This is a genomic window from Christensenella sp. MSJ-20 (genome assembly GCF_044357945.1).
Lineage (GTDB): Bacteria > Bacillota > Clostridia > Christensenellales > QAND01 > QAND01.
The window spans coordinates 588,115-612,018 of record NZ_CP076563.1 but is presented as its reverse complement, the minus strand read 5'-3'; the positions used below and the strand labels follow the sequence as shown (position 1 = coordinate 612,018).

24 protein-coding genes are annotated in these 23,904 nt (G+C 57.0%); 21 read left to right on the top strand and 3 right to left on the bottom strand.

The genetic code is table 11. The annotated features are described in order from the left end of the window. The first annotated feature begins 29 nt into the window (after nt 1-29). The 5 genes from KP626_RS03150 (at nt 30) to KP626_RS03130 (ending at nt 5,748) form a co-directional block, all read left to right on the top strand. The gene (locus tag KP626_RS03150; protein ID WP_395978251.1) at nt 30-644 is read left to right on the top strand and encodes a carbohydrate-binding family 9-like protein; all 615 of its coding nucleotides are present in this window, start codon (nt 30-32) and stop codon (nt 642-644) included. A gap of 199 nt (nt 645-843) precedes the next feature. After that, entirely contained in the window at nt 844-2,034 is a 1,191-nt protein-coding gene (locus KP626_RS03145; RefSeq protein ID WP_395978249.1) for an MFS transporter, read from the top strand. Nucleotides 2,035-2,189: 155 nt separating this feature from the next. After that, on the top strand, nt 2,190-2,945 hold the full coding sequence (locus KP626_RS03140) for a class I SAM-dependent methyltransferase (RefSeq protein WP_395978247.1): 756 nt from the start codon (nt 2,190-2,192) through the stop codon (nt 2,943-2,945). Nucleotides 2,946-3,181: 236 nt separating this feature from the next. Next, entirely contained in the window at nt 3,182-4,381 is a 1,200-nt protein-coding gene (locus KP626_RS03135; protein ID WP_395978245.1) for an MFS transporter, read from the top strand. Nucleotides 4,382-4,533: 152 nt separating this feature from the next. Next, nucleotides 4,534-5,748: an MFS transporter gene (locus tag KP626_RS03130; RefSeq protein WP_395978243.1), complete on the top strand. Its 1,215-nt coding sequence runs from the start codon at nt 4,534-4,536 to the stop codon at nt 5,746-5,748. A gap of 14 nt (nt 5,749-5,762) precedes the next feature. Here KP626_RS03130 and KP626_RS03125 read toward each other — a convergent pair whose 3' ends face one another. Further along, nucleotides 5,763-6,431 (bottom strand): RsiV family protein, encoded by a 669-nt coding sequence (locus KP626_RS03125; protein WP_395978241.1) that lies wholly within the window; start codon nt 6,429-6,431, stop codon nt 5,763-5,765. A 97-nt stretch (nt 6,432-6,528) separates the two neighbouring features. Between KP626_RS03125 and KP626_RS03120 the strand changes: the two genes are divergently transcribed. Continuing rightward, nucleotides 6,529-7,233, top strand: coding sequence for a YjjG family noncanonical pyrimidine nucleotidase (locus KP626_RS03120; RefSeq protein WP_395978239.1), 705 nt, complete (start codon nt 6,529-6,531; stop codon nt 7,231-7,233). A 45-nt stretch (nt 7,234-7,278) separates the two neighbouring features. Here KP626_RS03120 and KP626_RS03115 read toward each other — a convergent pair whose 3' ends face one another. After that, nucleotides 7,279-7,647, bottom strand: coding sequence for a hypothetical protein (locus KP626_RS03115; protein WP_395978237.1), 369 nt, complete (start codon nt 7,645-7,647; stop codon nt 7,279-7,281). Nucleotides 7,648-7,833: 186 nt separating this feature from the next. After that, nucleotides 7,834-8,205: a lipocalin family protein gene (locus KP626_RS03110; protein WP_395978235.1), complete on the bottom strand. Its 372-nt coding sequence runs from the start codon at nt 8,203-8,205 to the stop codon at nt 7,834-7,836. A 209-nt stretch (nt 8,206-8,414) separates the two neighbouring features. Here KP626_RS03110 and KP626_RS03105 point away from each other — a divergent pair, with 209 nt between their 5' ends. The 15 genes from KP626_RS03105 to rlmN all read left to right on the top strand — a co-directional run bounded on the left by KP626_RS03105 (nt 8,415) and on the right by rlmN (nt 23,903). Next, nucleotides 8,415-9,044: a single-stranded DNA-binding protein gene (locus KP626_RS03105; protein ID WP_395978233.1), complete on the top strand. Its 630-nt coding sequence runs from the start codon at nt 8,415-8,417 to the stop codon at nt 9,042-9,044. 60 nt (nt 9,045-9,104) lie between these two features. Continuing rightward, nucleotides 9,105-9,404, top strand: coding sequence for a YerC/YecD family TrpR-related protein (locus tag KP626_RS03100; protein ID WP_395978231.1), 300 nt, complete (start codon nt 9,105-9,107; stop codon nt 9,402-9,404). Between the two features lie 71 nt (nt 9,405-9,475). Beyond that, nucleotides 9,476-11,647 (top strand): ATP-dependent helicase, encoded by a 2,172-nt coding sequence (locus KP626_RS03095; RefSeq protein WP_395978229.1) that lies wholly within the window; start codon nt 9,476-9,478, stop codon nt 11,645-11,647. 1 nt (nt 11,648) lies between these two features. Continuing rightward, on the top strand, nt 11,649-13,604 hold the full coding sequence (gene ligA / locus KP626_RS03090; protein WP_395978227.1) for an NAD-dependent DNA ligase LigA: 1,956 nt from the start codon (nt 11,649-11,651) through the stop codon (nt 13,602-13,604). Beyond that, on the top strand, nt 13,601-14,590 hold the full coding sequence (locus KP626_RS03085) for an AIR synthase family protein (protein WP_395978225.1): 990 nt from the start codon (nt 13,601-13,603) through the stop codon (nt 14,588-14,590). The genes ligA and KP626_RS03085 overlap by 4 nt, the downstream gene beginning before the upstream one ends. Before the next feature lie 76 nt (nt 14,591-14,666). After that, on the top strand, nt 14,667-15,533 hold the full coding sequence (locus KP626_RS03080; RefSeq protein WP_395978941.1) for a YicC/YloC family endoribonuclease: 867 nt from the start codon (nt 14,667-14,669) through the stop codon (nt 15,531-15,533). Between the two features lie 27 nt (nt 15,534-15,560). Continuing rightward, the gene (gene remA, locus KP626_RS03075) at nt 15,561-15,824 is read left to right on the top strand and encodes an extracellular matrix/biofilm regulator RemA (protein WP_395978223.1); all 264 of its coding nucleotides are present in this window, start codon (nt 15,561-15,563) and stop codon (nt 15,822-15,824) included. Between the two features lie 2 nt (nt 15,825-15,826). Further along, entirely contained in the window at nt 15,827-16,405 is a 579-nt protein-coding gene (gene gmk / locus KP626_RS03070; protein ID WP_395978221.1) for a guanylate kinase, read from the top strand. Next, complete coding sequence (rpoZ, locus tag KP626_RS03065; RefSeq protein WP_395978219.1) at nt 16,402-16,608, top strand: DNA-directed RNA polymerase subunit omega; 207 nt, start codon at nt 16,402-16,404, stop codon at nt 16,606-16,608. The genes gmk and rpoZ overlap by 4 nt, the downstream gene beginning before the upstream one ends. Nucleotides 16,609-16,611: 3 nt before the next feature. Further along, on the top strand, nt 16,612-17,802 hold the full coding sequence (coaBC, locus tag KP626_RS03060) for a bifunctional phosphopantothenoylcysteine decarboxylase/phosphopantothenate--cysteine ligase CoaBC (protein WP_395978217.1): 1,191 nt from the start codon (nt 16,612-16,614) through the stop codon (nt 17,800-17,802). Nucleotides 17,803-17,857: 55 nt separating this feature from the next. After that, entirely contained in the window at nt 17,858-20,101 is a 2,244-nt protein-coding gene (gene priA / locus KP626_RS03055; RefSeq protein ID WP_395978215.1) for a primosomal protein N', read from the top strand. Between the two features lie 90 nt (nt 20,102-20,191). After that, nucleotides 20,192-20,656, top strand: a complete 465-nt coding sequence (gene def / locus KP626_RS03050) for a peptide deformylase (RefSeq protein ID WP_395978213.1) — start codon at nt 20,192-20,194, stop codon at nt 20,654-20,656. A 9-nt stretch (nt 20,657-20,665) separates the two neighbouring features. Further along, complete coding sequence (gene fmt / locus KP626_RS03045; protein ID WP_395978939.1) at nt 20,666-21,583, top strand: methionyl-tRNA formyltransferase; 918 nt, start codon at nt 20,666-20,668, stop codon at nt 21,581-21,583. After that, nucleotides 21,580-22,887 (top strand): transcription antitermination factor NusB, encoded by a 1,308-nt coding sequence (locus KP626_RS03040; protein WP_395978211.1) that lies wholly within the window; start codon nt 21,580-21,582, stop codon nt 22,885-22,887. The genes fmt and KP626_RS03040 overlap by 4 nt, the downstream gene beginning before the upstream one ends. Next, nucleotides 22,884-23,903: a 23S rRNA (adenine(2503)-C(2))-methyltransferase RlmN gene (gene rlmN, locus KP626_RS03035; protein WP_395978209.1), complete on the top strand. Its 1,020-nt coding sequence runs from the start codon at nt 22,884-22,886 to the stop codon at nt 23,901-23,903. Before KP626_RS03040 ends, rlmN begins: the two co-directional genes overlap by 4 nt. Nucleotide 23,904: the final 1 nt, after the last annotated feature.

The window sequence follows — 23,904 nt, the reverse complement described above, 5'->3', positions numbered from 1 at the left end:
CGGAATGAAACCGTAAGGGAGTGGAGCTTGTGAATACCTATGTTATCAAAAAGATTCCCGCTGGAGCGAACGTCCCCTGGGAGGATATCCCCCAGGCGGATATTACCAACTATTCCCCCAATGAGAAGGAATATTATCCCAAGGCCTATGCCAAGGTGTGCCATGATGGGGAACGGTTTTATGTAAAATTCCATGCCGAGGAGCCCGCTATCCTGGGTACCCTGCGGAATTACAACGATCCCGTATCGGAGAACAGCTGCGTGGAGTTTTTCTTGAACCCCTATCCCGATGTTCGGGAGGACTACATGAATTTTGAAACCAACGTCTTGGGGGCACTGCTCCTGGGCTTTGGGTACATCAAGCCCCGGGGGCGTTTGTGGCATATCCTGCCGGAGGAGTTCCATATCCAAAGCACGGTGGCGGATCCTGCGGATTACAATGGGGAGTATTGGGAGCTGACCTATGAGATTCCATTTGCCATCTTGAACCAGGTATACGGCTGTACCGGCTTGGGCTCTGGCAGCAGGATCAAGGGGAATTTCTTTACGGTGTGCGCCCAGGGCGACCTGCGCCACGCAGGGACCTGGAACCCCACGCCCGGCTTCCACGAGCGTTCGGGCTTTGGGGATTTGATTTTAGAGTAGTTACAGGATTCTGAAATTGAAACGGAGGGGATTTCCCCTCCGTTTCCTATATTTGCCTATTGTCAACCCTCTGAAAAAAGGATAATCTTGGATTATCCAGAGGGGATTTTATCTGAATATTAGGGAACGATTCCACCGAACTGCAATCTGTGGGCGCCGCAGTTCTCCGGCGTTAAATCATTTTAAAGGGGTTGTTGTGATGGAATTTAAGAAAAAGCTGCTGCTGATCAACGTCCAGGAACTGCTGTTCTACGCGGGGATGGTTTCCCTTTCGTTTATCGCGGTGATCCTGGGGGAGACGGGAATGGACGGCACCGCTGTGGGCGCCGCCATGAGCGGGATCTCCGTGGTTTCCATGTTGACGCCTCCGCTGTTTGGCATGCTGGCAGATAAGATCGGCGTACGGAAAACCTTTTGTATCGCGTTGACCGGCGCGTCCATCGTTTGGTTTTTTGTCCCCCTTTCGGTGGGCGTAAAGCTGGGGACCCTTCCCCTTACGGTGGTTCTGCTGCTATCCGGCACCTTCTTCCGGGCATCCCATGAATCCCTGATGGATAGCTGGCTGATGAAGATCCAGGACAGCGAGCCTTCCTTTAACTATTCCAACACCAGAAAATACGGTTCTTTGGGATACGCCGCCATGGCGGCGCTATCCACTCCTTTGGCGGCCTTGCTGGGCACCGGCGCGGTGTTCTGGTTGATGCCGCTGTTTTTGATTCCCATTCTGTTTCTAGCCAGCCGGATTGGGGATCCCGGCCCCGCGGTGGGGAAAACAGCTCCCTCAAAAGCCAAGGGGGAAAAATTGCAACTGGGGCGTCTGTTCCACAGCTACGACCTGATGACCTATTTCGCCTGCGCTATTTTTATGCTGATGCCTTTCAGCGGTTCTGGCATTCAGCTGCAATACCTGGTAGGCGATATTATGGGGGATAAGTCCATGGTGGGGCTATTGGCCGGCATCAAGGCTGGGGCGGAGTTCTTTTGCTTCCTATTGGTGCCCAAGGTTCAGAAACGGGTAAAGCCCAGCGTTTTGATTTGCCTGGTATTTGGATATTATGCCTGTGAGGCCTTTTTGCTGTCCACCGCCCATAGTATTTGGGTGGTCATCGCCCTGATGTTGTCCAGCGGCGTTGCCTTTGCTTTTATGATTTCCACCGTCATCAACTACATCCACTCCAAGGCACCGGAAGGGCTGTCTTCCACGGTGGTCACCGTTAACGGTGCCATTATGGGGGTGGCGGGAATCATTGCCAACAACGTGTGCGGCATCCTGCGGGACGCCGCCGGTGTACGTACCGGGTATCTTGTGGTGGGTACCGTGGGCATCTGTGCCGTGGGCCTGTTTATCCTGTTCCAAGTCCTGGGGAAGAGGCTCCGCAAAACGGCTTAGAAAAGCAGCGGGGCAGGGTGGATTCACTACGGGCCGTGGGGCAAGTCCCACGGCCCGTCTTTTTGTGGTAAGATGAAAAAGCATCCTAATAGAGGAAGAGGGAGAGGAAAGTGAAAAGCGGGATAGAAGGCCATCAGGAGGCTGAAGAGCTGCGGATGAAATTTGATGAGGATCCGGAAAACTACCACAGAAGCCGGCCGGATTATCCCGGGGCGCTTTTTTCCGATCTAATCGCATACGCTGGCCTGGAAGGGGAGCGGTCTGCCCTTGAGGTGGGAATTGGCACCGGCCAGGCTACCGGGCCTATTCTAGCCACAGGATGCCGTGTGACCGGACTGGATTTGGGGGATCGTATGATAGCATATTGCCAAAAACGATTTTCCGGCATGCCTGGTTTTCAGGCGGAATGCGTATCCTTTGAGGATTTTGATACCCAGGAAACCTATGACTTGCTGTATTCCGCCACAGCGTTTCATTGGGTTCCGCCGGAGGTGGGGTTTCCCAAAGCCTATCGTCTGCTGCGGCCAGGCGGAACCATCGCGCTGTTTTGGAATCATCCCTTTGTGGGCCGGGCAGAGGACCCCTTGCATCGGGAAATCCAACGGGCTTACCGGCGCTATCGGCCTGGAACAGCGGCACCCCGCGAGTTTGCCGAGCCGGATTGCAGCCGATACAGGGATTTACTGGAGGAATACGGGTTTGCAGAGGTCCAATACCGGCTATACCATAGAACGCGGGTGATGGACGGGGCATCCTATCTCGCCCTTTTGAACACCTATTCCGACCACCGCTCCATGGAGGCGGACGCACGGACTGGCCTTTTGCGGGAGATCCGGGAGGCCATCGAGGCTTTTGGCAAAAGCATTACTATCTATGATACCGTGGATCTATATTTGGGCCGGAGGGTATGAGCTTTAGCCGTCTTTCAAACAAAGAAATGCCGTGAAAAAACGTCAAATGATGTATTTACTTTGCCGCCGTAATGGGATAGAGTGTTAATCGTGATGAAATTGGGAGGGGATTTGTAGAGAGAGCGGCAGCGCCGCTTTTTTGTGGTTTCGCCGGTTTACTGTGTTTTGTGTCCGCAGATGACGAAGGAGCCGTTTGGCTGCCTTTCCATACTTATTTTTTACAGGGAGTTGATTCCGTGGAGTACAAAGTTACACAGCGCAGGCTGAACCTGGTTGAATTCCTTTACATGGGGTCCATGATCGGGAGCAGCTACATCGCCATGATCCTCAAGAACAGCGGAATGGACAGCGTTACGGTGGGCAGCATCCAGAGCGCCTTGGCCTGCATCGGCATGATCGCGCCTCCCATCGCGGGGATGATCGCCGATAAGATTGGGTCGGTGCGCAAGACCTTTACCGTGGCCTTTACCATCACCGCCATCTTTTGGCTCATCATTCCCATCTCGGCTTCCATCAAAATCGCGGGGATTCCCCTGATGGTGTTTCTCCTGTTTGTAGACGCTTGGAGCCGCCTGCCGGTGGGGTCTTTGATGGACAGCTGGCTGATGGAGGTCCAGGAAGCGGAGCCGCGCATTGTTTATGCCCATGCCCGGAAGTACGGTTCCCTAGGATATGCCTTCTTTTCTCTGATATCCTCTTTAGTGGTGGCCTGGATCGCGCCCCAGTACATCTTCTATTTTCTGCCCATCTGCGCCATTCCCGTGCTGCTTTTGTGCCGTCGGATTGGCCAGACCGAGGCGACGGCCGCTCCTGCCGCTGCGCCCAAGCGCGATGAGCCCAAGCAGAAGCTCCAGGTGGGCCGGGTTTTTAAAAAGTATTACATCATGACCTATTTTGCCTGCGCCATCATCGTATGGATGCCCTTTATGTGCAGCTATACCATGCTGCCCTATTTGATCACCGACATGGGGGCGGACAACAGCATGATGGGTATCGTCATCGGCCTACGCGCTTTGATGGAGGTGCCCGCTTTTATGCTGGTGCCCATCATCGGCCGGAGATACTCCTCCAAGGTGGTCCTGCCCCTTTGCTTTGCTTATTACGCCATAGAGCAGATCCTCTGCGCCCTCATCGGCGGGGTATGGCTCCTCACCGGACTCCTGATGATCAGCGGCATGGTATACGCCATCATGCTCAGCAATTCCATCAGCTATGTCCACAGTATGGCGCCTCCAGGACTGAACGCCACGGTGGTTACCATGAACGGAGCGGTGATGAACCTATCCAGCATCCTGGGCCATCTTCTTGTGGGCGCTCTGATCTCCGGGGTGGGCATTCGGATGTGCTATACCATCATCGGCGCAATGACGGCCTTTGCCGCAGGAATGATGGTATTGTTCCTCCTGTTTGGAAAGAAAAAGCAGATTGCCGCTTAAGCCGCGATCCTGAAACGGGCCCTCTATGAGGGCCCGTTTTATTGGACGCGCAGGCAAGTTTCCCTTGCAAGGCCCGTCCCCTTTTAGTAAGATGGGCGTTGTGCGCCAGTGTTAGCGGGGGTCCGCTTATCCTTTTTGCGATGGGGGCTATCATGGATTATCGGGTTCGTCAGCGTTTCATGTGCCTGTTGGAATTTCTCTATTGGGCCAGCCTTTGTTCTAATTCCTATTTATCCCAGTTTCTCCGGGAAACCGGCATGAGCGGCGTGGCAGTGGGAAGCGCTATGGCGGCCATCGCCTTTGTGGGGATGGCCGCGCCGCCTGTTTTTGGGATCATATCCGATAAGATCGGTTCCAGCCGTAGGGTTTTTATCCTTTGTTGGTTTGTTACCGCCGCCGCTTGGCTGTGGGTTCCCTTGACGGGAAGCACGATGCTGGGGGGACTCTCCCTGGCGGTTATCGTCATGGTTGGGGGCTCTGCATTCCGGCTTTCCGCCGCTTCCATCCTGGATAGCTGGATGTTGCAGATCCAGGATGCGGACGGGCGGGTGAAATACGCCACCGCCCGGCGGTACGGTTCCCTAGGCTACGCTGTGGCGGCCGTCTGCTCCGGCTTGTTCCTGGTGCCCAACCTGGGAACGGCGTCGGTGTTTTTTCTGGTACCCATCTGCGCGCTCCCGGTATATTTCATCTGCCGGAAGGTGGGGGACGCGCAGCCTACGGCGCCTCTGATGGAGCACGCTGTGCGGGAGGTGAAGCGAAACAAACTGGGACTTGGGAAGCTGTTTCATAATTACTATCTCATGACGTTTTTTGTTTGCGCCCTCTTTACTTACCTACCCCAGTATTCCAACGGTACCTATCTACCCTACCTGTTTACCGAGGTGATGGGGGATCCATCGGTCATTGGCACCTTTACCGGCATCCGGGCGTTTATGGAGGTGCCCGGCATGCTGCTGGCGGCGGTCCTCTGCCGAAGGATGAAACTTCGGACCATCACCCTTGCGGTATTTGCCTATTACGGCATCGAACAGCTTATTTACGCTTCGGCTTACAGCGGCACGGTGCTCATCACTATGATGCTGACCAGCGGTGTGGCCTACGGATTCTATCTCTTTGCTATTGTACGCTATGTTTACAGCTTGGCGCCCAAGAATTTATCCGCCACCGCTATGACAGCCAACGCCGCTATCATGGCCATGAGCGGCATCGGCGGAAATTTTTTGGGAGGCGTGATGGCGGATACCGTGGGCATCCGTTCCTTCTATGTGCTGATGGGGGTTCTGATTTTGGTTGCTACCGCGGTGTACCTGGGGACCTTGGTGTTAGGAAAACGACTGGGCATTCCCTCGCCCGATGAACAGTAGAAAAGAGGAGCCGGCTATGGGGCTGGCTCCTCTTCCGTTTGGCGGGGGATTTGGTATTCCTCTAGCAGGGAATAGGGGATGGTGAAGTGCAAAACGCCTTTTTCCTCCGGCGCGATGGTATCGGGCGGATAGAATAGCGCGACCCCCTGGGGCGTTAAGAAGTAGTTTTCTTCCTGGAGGTGTTTTCGGGCGTTCACCTTATAATTTTCGTAATAGGAGGACTCCTCCCGCTGGATTTCATCCAGAATGTATTCATAGATGGCGTCGGCATACCGGCCGGCGTAGAGGTCGTGAAGGGCCAGCAATCGTCCGGTGCGCAGGCAAAAGGTTCGACCAAGTTGCTGTGGCCCCGATTGCCAGGATTCCGTCCGCTGGAATACCAGGCTCATTCGTTCCAGACCCAGGTAGGTGACGGAAAAGCCCTGTCGGGCCGAGAGGGGCAGAGGGCCCTTTTGTTTCCAAACGGTTTGTGCGGCGTCGTAACCCTGAGACTGGAGAAACAATAGATATTCCACCGCATCCAGATGGCACCGGGCGCTCATCTGATTGCCGGCGTTGGGCGCTTGCGCGGCGGCGATGCGGGGATAGCGAATCTCTCCGTCCAACAGGAGAACGCCATCCCGGCTGGGCTGGTAGCTTAGTTTACGGCTGCGAATCCGCGGCAGGACGTGTTTCATGGTCATCACCCCATCTATCCTATGCCTAAGGGGGAGCATCCGTGCAGGGTTGCGTTTTTTCTGGAAGTCATGCAAAATAAAAGAAAGATAAAGGAGGCGCAATATGGCGAGATATTCCCTGGTGCTGCTGGACAACGACGGCACGCTGATGGATTTCAAACGGGCCCAGAACCATGCTCTAAGCGAAATGCTTAAGGCCCTGGGGCTTCCAGGCGGACCCGATATTCTGAAGGTTTACGATAAAATCAATACCATGGTATGGGAGGAGTTTGAGCGGGGAGAATTGACCAAGCCCCAGCTCCAGGATAAGCGGTTCCGGCTGTTGGCCCAGCATTTGGGGGTGGAGCATCTGACCCCACGGGAGATGAACGAAGCCTATGCCGATCAGCTTGCGCTGTGTACCTTCTCCGAGCCGGGAGCGGAGGAACTCCTCCAGCGGCTCTATGGGAAATGCACCTTGGCCATGATTACCAACGGGGTTGAGCGGGTGCAGACCAGCCGCTATGAGCGATCCTTTTTGAAAAAGTACATCCCGCATCTATTTGTTTCCGAAGCGCTGGGATCCCAGAAGCCTACGGCGGAGTACTTTGACCAGGTATTTGCGCTCCTGGGCGAGGGGGTCCGGCGGGAGGACGCAATCATTTTAGGGGATTCCCTCACGGCCGATATCCTGGGAGGCCGGAACGCCGGGGTGGATACCTGCTGGTATAATCCCAAGGGGCTGCCGGGGGATCCGGACATCCGCCCCACCTACGAGATCAGAACCCTTGACGCCTTTGCGGATTTGATCCTGGGGGAAGACCTATAAAAAAAGCCTGTGGCTATTTGCCACAGGCTTTTTGACTGCCTCTGCTTATTTCTTAGAAAAAACGATTTTGGCGCCATCTTCCTCCATGGTGATGGTATTGCCGGAAAGAGCGGCGTCTACCGCTTCTCCATCCACCGTCATGGTAACGGTGCCGCCGGAAAGGGTATAGGTACCCTCTACATATTCACCCATTGCGCCCATCTTGAAGTCGCTGTCGCTGGTGAACTCCAGGGTCATCTCAAACCCCATGGAGGCGAGCATTTCGCCCTGGATCTCCATGCCGTTGGCGGAAACCTTGGAAACGCTCCAGTTGGTGCCTTTGAGGCTGGACGCGGAACCGCCGCAAGCGCACAGGCCCAGCAGCAGGGCGGCACACATCAGTACCGCGAGGGTGGTTTTAAGGGTCTTTTTCATGGTATCGTCCTCCTTGAAAGCATGCTACGCAAGCAAATAATAAATATAGTATACTCGCTAGCTGGCAGAAGGGGAAGCCTTTTTTTCATTTGTCGTTCACCCAATGCGGGAAGAACGCCGGTGGAAGGCGTGGAGTTTCGGCATCAATAAAAAAAGCGCCTGCAGGCGCTTTTTTTATTGATATGCTTATTTCTTGGTGAAAACCACCTTGGAGCCATCCTCCTCCATGGTGAAGGAATTGCCGGAGAGGGTGCAGTCCTGAGAATCGCTGCCCACCGTCAGGGTTAGGGTATTGCCGGAAAGGGTATAGGTACCGTCAATGGATTCGCCCAGGGCTTCCATGGTGTATTCGCTGTCGCTGGTGAAATTGATGGTGATCTCAAATCCCATGGAGGCCAACATCTCGCCTTCGATCTCCATGCCGTTGGCGGAAACCTTGGAAACGCTCCAGCTGGTACCCTTCATGCTTGCGGGGGCACCGCCGCCGCAGGCGACCAGGGCAAGGAGCAGGGCCGCGCACATCAGCACGGCAAGGGTGGTTCTAAGGGCCTTTTTCATCATACCGTCCTCCTTAAATGAATGGTGCAACGCAGTTGGAATGTGCATTCCCATTATACGGGGAACGCGCTGCAAACGGAAGCTTTTTTTCTTTCGGGCAAATGGGGCTCTAAGGAGAAGCTGCTGGGATTTCCGGTATGATCGGCCGTCTGCCTGCATAACATGGTAGAGCGATATGTATTGATTTATGGGCAGAAGGAGGGGGTTCCGTGCAGCAGGGAGGTTTTCACAATACCGTAAAACTTCGGGGAATGGTAGCGGAGCCCCTGAAGGAATCCCACGTGACCTATGGAGAGCGCTTTTATGCCACTCGGTTGCGGGTGCCTCGTCTTTCCCATGCCTGTGATCTGTTGCCCATTACCATATCCGAACGGCTGCTATCGGGATACATGCCCCAGGTGGATAGCATCGTTACCATTATTGGCCAGCTCAGAAGCTATAACCAGTATATCGATGGAGCGAGCCGTTTGATCCTTACGGTATTTGCCAAGGACATCATCTTTGCGGATACCCAGGAGGGGTTTCTCAACTTCATTGCTTTAAAGGGGCACATTTGCAAGCCGCCCATCTACCGCACCACCCCTTTTGGACGGGAGATTGCCGACATTTTGCTGGCGGTCAACCGAGCCTTCCGGAAGAGTGACTATATCCCCTGCATCGCCTGGGGACGTCTGGCCCGGTACGCCCAGAATCTGAGTATGGGGGATATGATCAGCATCTCCGGCCGGATGCAGAGCCGCATCTACGAAAAGACGCTGCCCGATGGGTCGGTGGTGGAAAAAACCGCCTATGAGGTATCCATCGGTTCCTTGGAAAAAAATCAGGAAGTTACAGTTTAGTGCTGTAATATGATGATAGCTTGTGGTATAATTCCTATCATAACCATAGAAGGGATGGGAATGATCATGGACGCCACGAGCAAAATCCGTTCCGAGGAGCTGGACAGGCTGTTTGAGGCTATTTTGAGCATGGAGAGCCTGGATGAATGCTACCGTTTTTTTGAGGATATCTGCACCATCAGCGAATTGCAGGCCATTGCCCAACGGCTGGAGGTGGCAAGGCTTTTGCGGGAGAAGGTGACCTACCAGCAGATCAGCCGCCAAACCGGCGCCAGCACCGCTACCATCAGCCGGGTCAACCGCTGTGTGGTATACGGCACCGGGGGCTATGACATCGCATTGAACCGTATGAAAAAATAGCGAGAAATTCTCTTTGTAGAAGCGCAGTGGAACTATAAATCCCTGCGCTTTTATGGTATATTAGGAATGCTATGATACTTGATGAATTGAACCCAAGACAAAGAGAAGCGGCGGAGCGCACAGAGGGCGCTCTTGTTGTATTGGCGGGAGCCGGCAGCGGCAAGACCAAAACCCTTACCGCCCGGGCTGCCAACATTGTGGACAGCCTTGACGTGTGGCCTGGCAACATCCTGTGCATCACCTTTACCAATAAAGCGGCCCGGGAGATGAAGGAGCGCATTCACGCGGCGGTGGGGCCCGGGGCGGAATCCATGTGGATCCATACCTTCCATGGCATGTGTGTTCGGATTTTGCGAAGCCATGGGGACGCGCTGGGGTATACCCGGGATTTTACCATCTATGATACCAGCGATTCCCTGCGGCTCATCAAACGGTGCCTAGGGGCCTTGGATATGGATGAAAAGTACTTTCCGCCCAAGACCATGCTGGATTTCATCAGCCGGGCTAAGAACCATTATGAAAAACCGGCGGAGTTCTTCCGGGAGACCGAGGACTATGTCCGGCGCCGGGCCTATGATGTCTACGCCCTCTATGAGAAGGAGCAGCGGGACGCCAACGCCATGGACTTTGATAATCTGCTGCTAAAGACCATCGAGCTTTTGGAGAAGCATGAGGATGTGCGCCTATATTACGGAAACAAATTCCGTTATGTGATGGTGGACGAGTACCAGGATACCAACCCGGCTCAGTATAAGCTGATCCGGCTGCTGTGCTCCGTTCACGGAAATATCTGCGTGGTGGGGGACGACGATCAGAGCATCTACGGCTGGCGGGGGGCGGATATCCGCAACATCCTGGAATTTGAGCAGGATTTCCCCGGGGCGGCGACCATCCGCTTGGAGCAGAACTACCGCTCCTACGGCAACATTCTAAATGCCGCCAACACGGTGATTTCTCACAACCTCCAGCGCAAGGGCAAGAATCTCTTTACCGATAAAGGGGAGGGGTATCCCATCGTGGTATACCGGGCCGCTAATGAAAAGGGCGAAGCCGACTACGTGGTGAACGAGATCGACAACCTGGCGGCGGAGTATCGCTATGAGGATATGGCTATTCTCTACCGGATCAATGCTCAGAGCCGGGCGGTGGAGGAGGCCCTTATGCGCAGCGGCATCCATTACCGGGTTTACGGGGGAATGAAGTTTTACGACCGCCGGGAGGTGAAGGACATCGTCTCCTTATTGCGGTTTTTGCAGAACCCCCGGGACGACCTCTCGTTGTTTAGCATCATCAATGTACCCAAGCGGGGCATCGGAGACGCCGCCATCGCCGCGGTTCAGGAGGCTGCGGACCGGTACGGGGTCCCGGCCTATGAGATCGTCGGGGAGGCGGATCAGCACTTTACCCAGAAGCGGATGGTAAAGAATCTGCTTTCCTTCCGGGATCTGGCGGAGAACCTGTTTTCTCTGACTGAAAAGCGGGAGCCCTATGAGCTGATCCTGGATGCCATCGACCAATCGGGGATGCTGTCCCAATACCTGGATGACGGCAGCGACGAGGCCCTCTCCCGGGCGGAGAATATCAAGGAGTTTGTCCAGGCGGCAAAGGAATACTTTGAAAACAACCCCGAGGCGGATCTGGCGGAGTTCTTGCAGGGACTGGCCTTGGTGATGGACACCGATGAGGAGGGCGGCTACGATAGTTCTGTTACCCTGATGACCCTCCACAGCGCCAAGGGCCTGGAGTTTCCGGTGGTATTTTTGATCGGCATGGAGGAGGGGCTTTGTCCCCATTCCCGTTCCCTTGTGGACGATAGCCAGGTGGAGGAGGAGCGGCGGCTATGCTATGTGGGCATTACCCGGGCCATGGAACGGCTGTATCTCTCCTATTGCGTGGCGCGGAATATGTTCAACAATACCGTCTTTAACGAGCCTTCCCGCTTTCTGGCAGAATTGCCGGAGGAGGGCATCATCCGCCGCGGAATTGGGCAAAACAGGAATAGCTGGTATGAGGAAGACGCCCCGGAGCCCCGGCGGCCTGTGCCGGTCCGGCCCCAGGTATTCCAAAAACGGGCGGCGGCCAAAGCTCCCGCCGGGAGCTTCGCTCCGGGAGATAAGGTGGTTCATCCCCTGTTTAAGCAGGGCACCGTCATCACCGAAAAGGACGGGGTGCTGGAGATCGCTTTTCCGGGAGCGGGTGTGAAAAAGATCGATACCAAGTTCGCTGTGGTAAAGAAGGTTTGATATGGAACGAATGCAGGAGCTGGTGGACCGGCTGAACCGGTATGCCTATCAATATTATGTGCTGGACGACCCGTCGGTTACCGATGGGGAATACGACGCCGCTTTTGACGAGCTGATCGAGCTGGAACGGAAGACTGGAACGGTCCTGCCAAACTCCCCCACCACCCGGGTGGGAGGACAGCCTTTGGCCCGGTTTGAGCCCTATCCCCACCGGGCTAGGCTCTGGAGCCTGGATAAGGTGAAGACCCAGGAGGATTTTTTGGAGTGGGACGCACGGATTCGCCGTCTGCTGCCCGATGGGGCGGATGTGGCCTATGCCCTGCAGCACAAGTTCGACGGGTTGACCATCAATCTGACCTACGAGGATGGCCGGCTGGTTCAGGCTGCAACCCGGGGCAACGGCCTTGTGGGGGAGGGCATCCTAAGCCAGGTACGGACCATCAAATCGGTGCCGCTTTCGGTGGAATACAAGGGGATTTTTGAGGTTCAAGGGGAGGGATTTATGCCCATTTCTGCCTTTGAACGGTATAACCAGGAGGCCCAGGAGCCCCTGAAGAACCCCCGCAACGGTGCGGCAGGAGCCCTTAGGAATCTGGATCCGAAGGAGACGGCCCGACGGAACTTAGACGCTTTTTTCTATAACGTGGGCTATATCGAGGACAAAAGCTTTCAATCCCAGGAGGAGATGGAGGCCTTTTTACGGGAGAACCATTTCAAGACTCCGCCCGACCTGGGGGTGTATCATGACCCGAAAGCGCTGTTTCAGGCGGCCATGGAGGTGGGGGAGCGCCGCCATCAATTGGACTTTCTCATCGATGGTGTAGTGGCCAAGGTGGTGGACTATGCCCAGCGGGAGGCCCTGGGGCACACGGACCGATTCCCGCGTTGGGCCATGGCGATCAAGTTTGAGGCTGAGGAAGCCACTACCCAGGTGATTGGGGTGAGCTGGGACGTGGGCAGAACCGGAAAACTGACTCCGCTGGCGCATCTGACGCCGGTGGATATTGGGGGGATCACGGTATCCCACGCCACACTGAACAATCCCGGAGATATCCAGCGGAAGGGAGTTAAGCTGGGCAGTACCGTATGGGTCCGCCGCAGCAACGATGTGATCCCCGAGATCATGGGTACGGTGGACGATGGGGGAGAGCCCATCTTGACCCCCGAGACCTGCCCCTTCTGCGGTAGCCCGGTGGAGGAGCGGGGAGCCAACGTCTTTTGCACCAATACCGATTCCTGCCGTCAGCAGAAACTCTATGAGTTGTCTCATTTTGCCAGCAAGCACGGCATGGATATCGAAGGCCTCAGCGAGAAAACCATCGCGCTGCTGATGGATTATTTGGGGGTTACCGCTCCCTATGAGCTCTACCGAGTGACCCGGGAGGAGCTCTTAGGGCTGCCGGGATTTAAGGATAAAAAGGCGGATAACCTGCTTGCGGCCCTTGAGGCCAGCAAACATCCCGAGCTGGGAGCGTTTCTCTCGGCGCTGGGGATCCCCAACGTGGGCAGAAAAACCGCCCGGGATCTGGCGGATCATTATGGCAGCCTTACGGCTCTGATGGCGGCTTCAGAGGAGGAGCTTCTTGCCATTCGGGACGTGGGAGACGTAGTGGCCCGCAGCATCGCTGGGTATTTTGCCGACGAAGGCAAACGGGAGAATCTGCAAAAACTCTTGGATCAGGGGATCGCTCCGGTGTATGATAAAAAGAAAACGGGGCTTTTGAGTGGGCGTAACGTGGTGTTTACCGGTTCCCTTTCCCGATATACCCGTTCTGAGATTCAGGCGCTGGCCGAGGGCCATGGCGCCAACGTCCAAAGCGCTGTGGGCAAGGGGACCGATTTACTGGTGGCCGGGGAACGGGCCGGCAGCAAGCTAAGAAAGGCCCAGGAGCTGGGCATTGAGGTCTTGACCGAGGACGAGTTTTTATCCATGTTGGGGGATGAGACGGCTTTATGAGAATTGGGAAGATGGACAGCGACCGGCTGGTTGCCGATGTTTTGAGCAAGCTGCAGCCCCGCCGGGAGGAGGTGGTTCTCCGTCCTGGGGTAGGTGAGGACTGTGGCGCTCTGGATTTGATGGGGGATCTATGCGTGGTCAGTACCGATCCCGTAACGGTGCCCAACAGCGACGTGGGACGGATCGCCGTTCACATCAACTGCAATGATATCGCTGCCTGCGGCGGGGAACCGGTTGCCATGGTGATCACCATTTTAGCACCGGAAAATACCCCTGAGCACGCCATTGCCGATATTATGGAGCAGGTGTCCGAGGCTGCCAGCGAGGTGAACATCGAGGTTATCGGAGGACATACCGAGATTACAGACGCCGTAAACCGCATCGTGGTTTCGGGAACCGCTTTTGGGAAATGTCCCCGCCATGGCTTGGTTCAAAGCAGGGATGTACGGCCGGGGGACGGCCTCATTATCACCAAATATGCTGGTATTGAAGGTACCATCATGATGTGCAGCGAGTTCTATGATCGGGCGGTGTCCGCCGTTACCTTCCAGCGTTTGGGGCAGGTGGATCAGCTTAAGGCCATGCTCAGCGTGGTGCCCGACGGCATGATCGCAGCCCGGGCGGGCGCCTGCGCCATGCACGATATTACCGAAGGGGGCGTGCTGGGAGCGGTGCACGAGGTCTGTTCCGCAGCGGGCTGCGGTGCGGCCTTGGATGAGAGCCAGATTCCGGTTCTGGATCTGACCCTGGATCTTTGCCGGGAATTTGCAATCGATCCGCTGCGGCTCATCAGCTCGGGGAGCATGCTCATTGCCAGCCCGCGGCCCCAGGAGGTTATGGACGCTTTGATGGCCGCGGGAATTCCCGCGGCCCAGATCGGACGGGCGGAAGCCGCGGAGGCGGGCTTTACCATCCAGTGTAAGGATGGAGTAGAACGCACCTTTGGCCCGCCTCGGCCCGATGAAATCTATAAATTGTTCAAATAACTTTGTCCTGAATTATAAATATGGTATAATGTTTTACTCATAAAACCGATCATGGAGTTGGGCTGATTTGAAGAGTATGACGGGGTACGGCAGAGGCTATGCCAGCCGGGAGGGCCGGGAGGCCACCATTGAAGTAAAGAGCGTCAACAGCCGGTTTCTGGATTTAAACATCCGGATGCCCGGCCGTATCTCCGTTTTGGAGGAGTCCCTCCGACGGCTGGTATCCGCCCATTGCGACCGGGGTAAGGTGGATCTTTCGGTAAGTTACCGCAACAACCGGGAGGATCGCACCGATGTTCAATGCGACGCCGCTTTGGCGGGAGCCTATTTGTCGGCCCTGCGGTCGCTTTCCCGGGATCTGGGGGTGGGATACCAACCCGGCCTTATGGATATTGCCGGATTTCACGGCGTATTGACCACCACCGAGCGGGAGGAGGACCTTGGCGCGGTGGAGGCACTGATCCAGGAGGCAGCCGGGGCCGCCCTTATTCAGCTGGTGGAAATGCGAAGCGCTGAGGGCGGGCGCATCCAGGAGGATATGCTACAAAAGCTGGATACCGTGGCAGAGGCGGTGGAGGTTGTGCGCCAAAATGCCCCTGTGGTGGATGAGGCCAACCGGCAGCGTCTATTGGATAAGCTACAGGAGTTCATCCAGGCTGACGAGACCCTCCGGCAGCGGGTGCTGATGGAGGCGGCCATTGTGGCCGAGAAGCGGAACATCGACGAGGAGCTGGTGCGTTTGGGAAGTCACCTGGCCCAGTTTCGGGAGACGCTGCTTCTTGCGGGGCCGGTAGGCCGTAAATTGGATTTCATCGTCCAGGAGATGAATCGGGAGGTCAACACCATCGGCAGCAAGTGCAACGACGGGGAGATCGCTCGGGCGGTGATTCTTTTAAAGAGTGAGCTTGAGAAGATTCGGGAACAGGTACAGAACATCGAATAGCCCCGAGGGGAATGATTTGGAGGTCATATGAGTATTCGATTGATCAACATTGGATTTGGCAATATCGTGTCCGCGGGGCGGGTTATTGCCATTGTGAGTCCGGAATCCGCTCCCATCAAGCGGATCATTTCGGACGCCCGGGACCGGGGCATGCTGGTAGACGCAACCTACGGCCGCCGTACCCGAGCCGTGGTCATCATGGACAGCGACCATGTGGTGCTGTCCGCCATCCAGCCCGAAACCGTGGCCAACCGCATGGATGATAAATCCGCGGATCTGCAGGAGGATTAGCCATGCGGGGCGCGCTGGTTGTGATATCCGGGCCTTCGGGTACCGGCAAAGGGACCATTATAAAAGCACTGCTGGAGAAGCTTCCCAGAGGGATCTTATCGGTTTCCTGCACCACCCGGGCCATGCGCCCCGGAGAGGTGGAGGGGAAGGACTATTTCTTCATCTCCGAGGAGGAGTTTGTGCGGATGATTGAAAACCAGGAGTTTCTGGAATATGCCGATGTATTTGGTATGAACAAATACGGCACGCCCCGGAAATTCGTGGAGCGGATGATGGACGAGGGCCGGGATGTCTTCCTGGATATCGATGTGGTGGGAGCGATGAACGTCAAAAAGGCCATGGACGAGGCTTTGATGATCTTCGTGATGCCGCCCGACCGGGAGGAGTTGGAGCGGCGGCTCCGGGGCCGAAACACCGAGACCGAGGAGCAGATTCAAAAGCGTCTTGCTACCGCCGTTCGGGAGATGGAGCTGGCTCCATGGTACGACTATACCGTGATCAACGACAACTTGGACGATTGCGTCCAAGAGATTTTGCATATCATTGAAGAATACAAAGGTTCTAGGAGGAATGCCATATGATGATCTATCCGCCCATCAACGAGCTGCTGAAGACCGTGGATTGCCGCTATACCCTGGTGGTGGAAACCGCGAAGCGGGCCCGCCAGTTGGTGTCGGGGGATCCGCAGCTGACGGAAGAGCAGTTTATCAAGCCGGTCAGCATCGCGATTCAGGAGATCTATGAGGGGAAAGTGACCTGCGAGCGTAGGGAAGGACTGAAATAATCCATGGAAAAAAAGACCGTGGTATTGGGGGTAACGGGAGGAATTGCCGCCTATAAGTCGGCGGAGATCGCGTCCCGTCTGCGGAAAGCCGGGGTGGAGGTATACGTTATTATGACGGAACACGCCACGGAGTTCATCGCGCCCCTGACCTTCGAAACCCTGACGGGACACGCCGTGGCTGTGGACATGTTTGCGGAAAAGGTGCGGTTTGAGGTGGAGCACATCTCCCTGGCCAAGCGGGCCGATGTGTTCTTGATCGCGCCGGCCACTGCCAATATCATCGGAAAGATGGCCCATGGCATCGCCGATGATATGCTCTCCACCACCGTGATGGCCACCGAGGCCACCATCTGCGTGGCTCCTGCTATGAACGAAAAGATGTGGGAGCATCCTGCTGTTCAGGACAACATGAGGATTCTCGTGGACCGGGGCGCGGATGTGGTGGGCCCGGGCAAGGGCTTCTTAGCCTGCGGGGACGTTGGATACGGCCGTATGGAGGAGCCACAGGTTATCGTGGAGCGGGTGTTGGACTTGCTCTATGAGAAGAAGGACTTTGCCGGGAAGCGGGTGGTGGTTACCGCCGGCCCTACCCGGGAGCCCATCGATCCCGTGCGGTACATCAGCAACCGCAGCAGTGGGAAGATGGGAGTCGCCATCGCCCGGGAGGCCCGCCGGCGGGGGGCGCAAGTGGTATTGATTCACGGCCCCATGGCGGTGGAGCCGCCTTTGTGGGTTGAGTCTATTCTGGTGGAGACCACAGCCCAGATGCGGGACGCGGTTCTGCGGGAGTTCGATGGCTGCGATGTGCTCATCAAGGCGGCGGCCCCTGGGGATTTCCGGGCCAAGGAGGTTTTTGATTTCAAGGTAAAGAAAACCCAACATGATCTGGATACCATTCAGCTGGTTGAGAACCCGGATATCCTTTCCCAGGTGGCGGAGCGGAAGAAGGATCAGGTTGTGGTCGGATTCGCCGCCGAGACCAACCAGGTGGTGGATTATGCGGAGGAAAAGCTGCAGCGAAAAAAGCTGGATATGATCGTTGCCAACGATGTGACCCAGGCGGGTGCGGGCTTTGACAGCGATACCAACATCGTGACCATTCTAAAACGGGGCGGGGGACGCCGAGAGGTGCCGCTGGCTCAAAAAGAGGATGTGGCCGCCGCGGTGCTGGACGAGATCGCGACGCTGATCTAGCTGGTGAGAAGCACCCTCGGGTGCTTCTATTTTATGGAGAAAGGGAGGATCGTATTTGTATGCCCATGTGATTGTTGATATAGCCCACAGCAGCGTGGATCGCGTTTTTGAATACCGGGTGCCGGAAGGGATGGAGCTGACCCTGGGCCAGCGGGTGCTGGCGCCCTTTGGCAGGGGTAACGGTGTCACCGAGGGATATGTGGTGACCCTGAGCCTTGACTGCACCTATGATCCCCAACGGGTCAAGGAGATCCTCCGGAAGGAAGATCCCTTTCCGGCCTTTACCGCTGAGCAGATGGATTTGGCAAAGCAGGTGGCGGAAGTCTATCACTGTACCATGAGCGAGGCTCTGCGGCTGATGATCCCCGCACAGATGCGGGGGCAGCGGGTTCGGGAAAAGCGCATTCCGGTGGCTAGACTGGTCATGGAAGGGGAAGAGCTGGAGACCCTTTTGGCATACACCCAGCGCCGTGCTCCCAGCCAGTACGCCACCCTGGAGATGCTGGCCCAGGTGCAGGAGATCCCTTCTGGGGATCTTTATGCCGTCTGTCCCAAAGCGAAAAGCGGGTTGGCGCCCCTGGTGAAGCGGGGCGCCGTGGTTATGGAGGAGAAGGCGGTTCGCCGCCTGCCCTTCGGAGCGGGGCGCGTGGTTCGGGACAGCGCGCCCCCCTTGACGGAGCAGCAACGAGCCGCTGCCGGTCGGATTGCTGTTGCTATGGAGGAGGAAAGTGGCCGGGTGTTCCTGCTTCACGGTATTACCGGCAGCGGCAAGACCGAGGTGTATCTGGACGCCATTGGAAGGACGCTCAATCGAGGCAAGGGGGCCATTGTCCTGGTTCCGGAGATTTCTTTGACGCCCCAGATGGTATCCCGGTTTCGGAGTCGTTTTGGGGATACGGTGGCGGTAATCCACTCTCAGCTTTCGGTGGGGGAGCGGTATGATGAATGGGCCCGCATCCGCCGGGGGGAGGCCCGGGTGGTGATCGGCGCCCGATCGGCGGTATTTGCCCCGGTGGAGGACATCGGGCTCATGGTCATCGATGAGGAGCATGAACAGAGCTATCGCAGCGAGATCAGGCCCCGATATGACGCCCGGGAGGTGGCCCGGTGGCGGTGCCGCGCGGCGGGGGCGCCCCTCATCCTGGGCAGCGCCACCCCCTCGGTGGATGCCTATTACCGCTGTGTCAACCGGGGGGAGATGGAGCTTTTGACTCTGCCCAGCCGCATTGGGGAGAGCACCCTCCCCCGGGTGTACACCTGCGACATGCGGGAGGAATTGATGGCGGGCAACCGCAGCGTCTTTTCGGGAAAGCTCAGCGAGTTGATCCGGGACCGGCTGGATCGTAGGGAGCAGATGATGCTGTTCATCAACCTTCGGGGTTATGCTAAGTTTGTCATGTGCCGGGGCTGCGGCCATGTGATCAAATGCCCCCACTGTGAGGTATCCTATACCTATCACAGGGGGAGGAACGGGGATTACCTTCGGTGTCACTATTGCGGGGAGACCATCCCCATTCCCTCGGTGTGTCCGGAATGCGGCAAGGCGTATCTAAAGCATTTTGGCATCGGGACCCAGCAGGTGGAGGAGCAGGTCAAGGAGCGCTTTCCAGAGGCCAGGGTCCTTCGGATGGACTACGACACCACCCGGGGCAAGAATGCCCATGAAAAGATATTGGGACGCTTTCAGCGAGGGGAGGCGGACATCCTGGTGGGCACCCAGATGATCGCCAAGGGCCTGGATTTTGCCAACGTCACCCTGGTGGGGGTGATGGCAGCGGATTCCGCCCTATACTTCCCCGATTACCGAAGTCCTGAGCGGACCTTCCAGCTCATCACCCAGGTGGCGGGTCGGGCGGGCAGAGCCCAGGCGCCGGGAGATGTGGTGGTACAGACCTATAATCCCGACCACTTTGCCATCCAGCACGCCGCCAATCAGGATTACGCCGCGTTCTACCGGGAGGAGATTCTCAATAGAAAGATCGCGCAGTTTCCGCCTTTTTCCGTCTTTATTCGGGGATTGTATACCGGAGAGGAACGGGAGGTGCTGGAGGCCGCCCGGCGGGCGGGAGAAGCCTGCCTTTCCCTGCTGGAGCAGAGGGGAATCGAACCCTTGGACGTAAAACAGGGGCCGGCGCCTATGGCGAAGCGGGGCGGGGAGTACCGGAGCCATGTGCTGATCAAGCTCATGCGCCTTCCAGGATTGGAGACGGTTCTTGACGAGCTGTACCGCATTCTGGAGGAGCAGGACGGAGGGAGCCGTCGTCCGGTGGTGGAGGTCGATCCCCTGAGCATGTTTTAGGGTGATGGACCCTTTGGAATATGCTATAATAAACGGGAAGAGAAGCGTTCGGGGAATCCCCGGCGAAACCATAGTATTTGGAGGATTAGAATGGCCATTCGTGAGATTTTACAGGCGGGGAATCCCGTCCTGCGGAAAAAAGCCAAGCTGGTAACTGAAATCGATGACCGGATCATCACCCTTTTAGACGATATGCTGGAGACCATGCGCGCCGCCGACGGCTGCGGCCTGGCTGCCAACCAAGTGGGAGTGCTTCGCCGGGTGGTGGTCATTGAGGTGGAGGATGAGCTGTTTGAGCTTATCAATCCCGAGATCGTATCCACCGAGGGTACCCAGGAGGAGGTGGAGGGCTGCCTCAGCAATCCTGGTATTGCCGGTTATGTGGCCCGCCCCCAAAAGGTGGTGGTTCGGGCCTACGACCGCAAGGGCGACCTCTATGAGTACACTGGCGAGGGGCTCATTGCCCGGGCCTTCTGCCATGAGATCGACCATCTGGACGGCATCCTGTTTACCGATAAGATGATCCGGGAAGCCAGCCTGGATGGGGAGGAATAGTCTTTGAAGGTGGTATTTATGGGGACGCCGGAATTTGCCGTCCCCATTTTAGACGCTGTGGCGGGAGCCCATGAGGTTGCGGCCGTGGTAACCCAGCCAGACGCGCCTCAAGGCCGGAGCCGCCGGCTGATCCCATCCCCTGTAAAACGGCGGGCGGAGGAGCTGGGGATTTCCGTCCATACCTTTGAAAAGGTGCGCGCCCCCCAGGCGGCGGAGACGCTGGAGGCGCTTCAACCCGATGTGATGGTAACCGCTGCCTATGGACAGATTTTAAGCCAGCGGAATCTTTCTGCCGCCAAATATGGGGTGGTCAACGCCCATGCCTCCCTGCTGCCCAAATACCGGGGCTCTGCTCCCGTCAATTGGTGCATCATGGAAGGGGAACGTGAGACGGGGATCACCACCATGTTTACCGCCCGCGGGGTGGATACCGGGGATATGATCTTCTCGGAGAAGGTGGAGATCCTACCCTATGAGACGGCGGGGGAGCTGTTGATGCGCCTGGCCCCGGTGGGCGCCAGGGTAATGCTCAAAACCCTGGAGGCTTTGGAACGAGGGAATTGCCCTCGAATCCCGCAGAACGAGGCGTTGGCCTCCTACTATCCCATGCTCAAAAAGGAGGATGGTCGCTTGGATTTCACGCAGGCTGCCCAGCGGGTTGCCGATCGGTGTCGGGGCGTGGACCCCTGGCCGGGAGCTTACGGCCATCTGGACGGCCAGCGGCTGAAGCTCTTTGACCCCCGTGTGATGGAGGGGGACGGTGCTCCAGGGCAGGTGCTGTCGTTTTCCCCCAAGGAGGGGATGATAGTGGCTTGCGGTTCCGGCGCGCTGCGGTTTCTACGGGTCCAGCCCGATGGAAAGAAGCCCATGGCGGACGTGGATTTCATCCGGGGGCGGAAGGAAGCGCCTCGGGGATTCGATCTATGAGCGCTCGTCAGGGGGAGAAGGCGGCTCTTTTTATCTTGGAACAGGTGCTGTTCGGGATCCACTATGGGGAAGCCCAGCGGAAGGCGTTTGCCGGATTGGAGCCTGCCGCCTGTCGTGCGGCTACGGCTTATTCCCGTATGGCTCTGGAAAACCTAAGCTGGATTGACCATGTATTGGAAAGCTACATCCAGAGGAAGAAGACCCGGCCTTATCTCCTCAATATTTTGCGGCTGGGTACGGCTCGGTGTCTCTTTGGCCGGGAGGACTCCGCCGCCGTTAATGGCAGCGTGGAGCTGGCCAAGGAGCTGGGAAAAAAGGGACAGCCCGGGTTCATCAACGGGGTGCTGCGGGCGGTGCTCCGGGATCGTGATCGGATTCTTGCGTTTCAGGTGGGGGATGCCGAATCCCTTGCCCTGCGGTACTCCTGGCCGGTGTATGCCGCCAATCAGATGGTGGAGCTTTTGGGTTTAGAGGGGGCGCTGGCGTTGGCGGCCTCCCGGGATACCGATACCTATGTGCGGGTGAATCCCATGAAAACCGGTTCTGCGGCGCTTTTGGAGGAGCTGTCCGCTTTGGGGATGGCGGCAGAGTCTTCCATGGTGCCCGGTATGCTGCGCGTTCAAGGCGCTAGCCGTCTTGCGGAAATCGGCGCCTATCGGGAGGGGCGCATGAGCCTCATGGGCTTAGCCAGCCGAATTGCCACTGGATTTGCGCCACGGGGAAGCCGGAGAATCATCGACGTATGCGCCGCGCCGGGAGGAAAGTCCTGCTCGATGGGGGAGGATCATCCTGAGGCGTCCATCCTGGCTATGGATGTCAGCCCCAACCGGGTGGAGGAGATGGCAGGGCAGATACGAAGGCTGGGTCTGGGCAACATCGAGACGCGGATTCATGATGGCCAGGAACGGGATGAAACTTTGGTAAAGAGGGCTGACTTTGTCCTGGTGGACGCTCCTTGCAGCGGGCTTGGCACCTTTCACAACCGTCCTGAGGTGAAGTTCCAAAAACCTAGGGGGGATGTGCGGGAGCTCCATTATATCCAGCGGCGCATCCTGGAAGCGTCCGCAGCGTATGTAAAACCGGGCGGACGGCTTCTCTACTGCACCTGTACCTTTACTCGGGATGAAAACGAAGCCGTGGTGAAGGGCTTTTTAGAGGTCAATCCAGGGTTTGCTTTGCGGCAATTTCCAAACTCCTACCTTACCGATGCCATGGGGCAGCGGTACCGGGAAGGACAGCTTCGCCTCTGGAGTCATCTGGATGGCACCGATTGTTTTTATCTTGCTACCATGGAGCGCTTATGAAGATACTGGAAATGGATTACAGCCAAATCAAAGCCTTTGTGGCCCAGACGGGACAGCCGGCCTATCGGGCGAATCAGATCATGGGCTGGATTGCCAAGGGCAAACGGCCGGAGGAGATGGGGAATCTGCCCAAATCCCTGGTATCGGCTATGGAAGAGCGGGGATTTGGAGGGGTGCGCCTGGAACTGGCCCAGGCATCCCGGGATGGAAGTGAAAAATATCTCTTTCGCTGTGAGGACGGCAACGCTGTGGAGGGGGTGCTCATGGAGTACCGCCATGGCGGTTCCCTGTGCCTTTCCACCCAGGCAGGCTGCCGTATGGGCTGCGCTTTTTGCGCCAGCGGCGAGAACGGGCTGGTGCGCAACCTGACGGTGGACGAACTGGTGGGCCAGGTTCATGGGGTCATTGGGGAAAAAGGGCCGGACGCTCTTAACCATATGGTGCTCATGGGCTGTGGGGAGCCCTTTGACAATTATGACAACGTGGTGCGTTTTCTCCGCCTGGTGACCCAGGAAAAGGGGTTCCATTTTTCTTGCCGGAATATCTCCCTCTCCACCTGCGGCTTAGTAGACCGCATTTATGCATTTATCCAGGAGCGACTGCCTGTGGTATTGTGTATTTCCCTTCATGCGCCCAATGATGAAGTGCGCCACAGGATTATGCCGATCTCCCATCGGTATTCCATCGATGCGGTGGTGGAGGCGGCTCGGGCATATGACGCCGCTACCGGCCGACGGGTGATCTTTGAATACGCTTTGGTAGAGGGGATCAACGATAGCCCAGTTCAGGCTCGGGAGTTGGCCAGGCTGACGCGGGGCATGCGAAAGCACATCAATTTGATTCCTCTAAACGGAAACGTGGGCGGCCTCCGTGCTCCCAGCCGGGAGCGGTGTCAGCGCTTTTTAGAGGTTTTGCGGGAATGTGGTGCGTCGGCCACCATCCGGCGGACTTTGGCGGAGGACATCGAGGGAGCCTGCGGCCAGCTGCGCCGCAGGGTATTGCAGGAAGAGGGGTGAG